The sequence below is a fragment of the Streptomyces aurantiacus genome, assembly GCF_001418335.1.
Lineage (GTDB): Bacteria > Actinomycetota > Actinomycetes > Streptomycetales > Streptomycetaceae > Streptomyces > Streptomyces aurantiacus.
This window is the reverse complement of record NZ_LIPP01000345.1, coordinates 1-1,987: the sequence shown is the minus strand read 5'-3', so window position 1 is coordinate 1,987 and position 1,987 is coordinate 1. Positions and strand designations below refer to the sequence as shown.

2 protein-coding genes are annotated in these 1,987 nt (G+C 71.7%); both read right to left on the bottom strand.

All coding sequences use genetic code 11. From position 1 onward, the window contains the following. Window positions 1–44: 44 nt before the first annotated feature. The gene (locus AOK01_RS34460) at window positions 45–1,358 is read right to left on the bottom strand and encodes an ABC transporter permease (RefSeq protein ID WP_055518676.1); all 1,314 of its coding nucleotides are present in this window, start codon (window positions 1,356–1,358) and stop codon (window positions 45–47) included. 14 nt (window positions 1,359–1,372) lie between these two features. Further along, the coding region (locus tag AOK01_RS34455; RefSeq protein WP_055518674.1) for an ABC transporter ATP-binding protein at window positions 1,373–1,987 on the bottom strand (615 nt) is incomplete at its 5' end.

Here is a 1,987-nt window from a genome sequence, read left to right as displayed (position 1 = left end):
ACCCGCACCCACACCCACACCCACACCCACACCCACAAACAACCTCACGCGGCCAACGCCACCGCCCCCACCGCAGACCCCCGCACCACACGCCACGCAGTGACAACGCTGGTCACCAACACCGCCCCCGCCGCCACCGCCACGATCCCGAGCCAGATCCCCAGCCCCTGGTCCGGCAGGACCGAGTCCGTACGCACCATCGTGAAGGGAATGATCCCGGCCAGCGCGGCCGCCGTACCGAAGAAGACCCCCGTCACCGTGAGGACGACGGACTCGACGCCGACCATGCCGAGTACCTGGCCAGGAGTCGCCCCCGCCAGGCGCTGCTGCCCGAACTCCTTGCGGCGGTAGACCGTCGCCGCGTAAAGGGAGTTGATCAGCATGATGCAGGAGAAGACCACGATGATCCCGACGACCGTGAGGTTGAGGGTTTCGAGGTTCTTCGCGTCGACCGACTTGGGCACCCCCGCCGCGTCGATCGCGTCGTTCTCGACGGCCTGCATGTAGAGGGTCGCCGTCGCCATGCCCGTGAACAGGATCAACGGCACCAGCACACCGGACAGTTGGGCGGCCCGCACCCGCAGGGTGTGTACGGCGAGATAGCCGCTCGGGCCGATCAGCGGCAGCCGGTCGAGCAGCGCCCTCAGCAGCCTCGGCGACAGCAGCGCGAAGCCGACCGCGAGCAGGATCGAGCCGTACACCGGCGGCGCCATCAGCGCGGCGGCGGTCGAGGAGAAGGCAAAGGTGGCGCAGATGGACAGACCGCCGAGGACCAGGGACCCGAGGACGAGGAACCTGCGCCCCCTGCCCCCGGACCGGCGCCGGCCGGTGGTGGCCCGCCGCACCGCGAGGAACGCCGCCCCCGCCGCGGCGATCACCGTGATGTCGAGGCCCGAGTACAGGGCGATGGGCCCGAACGCGTAGTCGACGGACTCGGCGACCTGCCCGCTGTCCTGGAAGACGTCGAGCAGCACCCGCCCGCCGAGCATCGCGGGCCCGATGGCGAGCAGCGCGCCCACCAGGGCGACGGCCACCGCCTCCCCGACGACCATGCGCTTGAGCTGCGCGGGCGTCGCACCGGAGCAGCGCAGCAACTCGATCTCCGAGGAACGCTGGCGCACGTTCACCGTCAGGGTGGAGGCGATGGCGAAGAACACCAGGAGGGAGCCGTAGCCGCCGACGACGCCGGCCGCGGTGGACAGGGTCTCCGCGCTGCGGGAGTCGACGCCCCGCGCCCCGGCCGTGTCGTGCATCGAGTTGAACGTCATGATGATCGTCGCGCCCAGGAAGGCGGACAGCAGGGTCGCGGCGCAGCGCCCCGGGCGCTGCCGGACGGAACGCATGGCCAGCGTGAACATGGTGAACATCGCGGTCACGCCCCCGCCATCATGTCGTCGCCAAGGTGCGCGAGGCGCTCGGCCACCGCGTCCACGGTCGGCCGGTGCAGCTCGCCCACGAGCCGGCCGTCCGCGAGGAAGAGCACCGAGTCGGCGTACGAGGCCGCGACCGGGTCGTGGGTCACCATGACGACCGTACGGCCGTGGACGCGTACCGCATCCTGGAGGAGCCGCAGGACGTCGCGTGCGCTGCGGGTGTCCAGGGCGCCGGTCGGCTCGTCCGCGAAGATCACGCTCGGCTCGGTCACCAGGGCGCGGGCGATGGCGACGCGCTGGCGCTGGCCGCCGGAGAGCTGGTCGGGCCGGTGGCCGAGGCGGTCGCCGAGGCCGACGGCGGCGAGGATCTCCCGCACCCGTGCCCGGTCGACACGTCGCCGGGCGAGCTTCAGCGGCAGGACCGTGTTCTGGGCCACGGTGAGCGTGTCCAGCAGGTTGTACTGCTGGAAGACGAAGCCGATGCGGTTGCGCCGGAACCTGGTGAGTTCGGCCTCGGTGCCGCCGGTCATCGCCGCGCCGTCGACCATCACGATGCCGCTGTCGGGCCGGTCGAGCCCGGCCGCGCACTGCAGCAGCGTGGACTTGCCGGAGCC

Excerpts from the sequence above, each read along its gene's own strand:
- AOK01_RS34460 (WP_055518676.1), bottom strand. The coding sequence starts at position 1,358 with ATGTTCACGCTGGCCATGCGTTCCGTCCGGCAGCGCCCGGGGCGCTGC.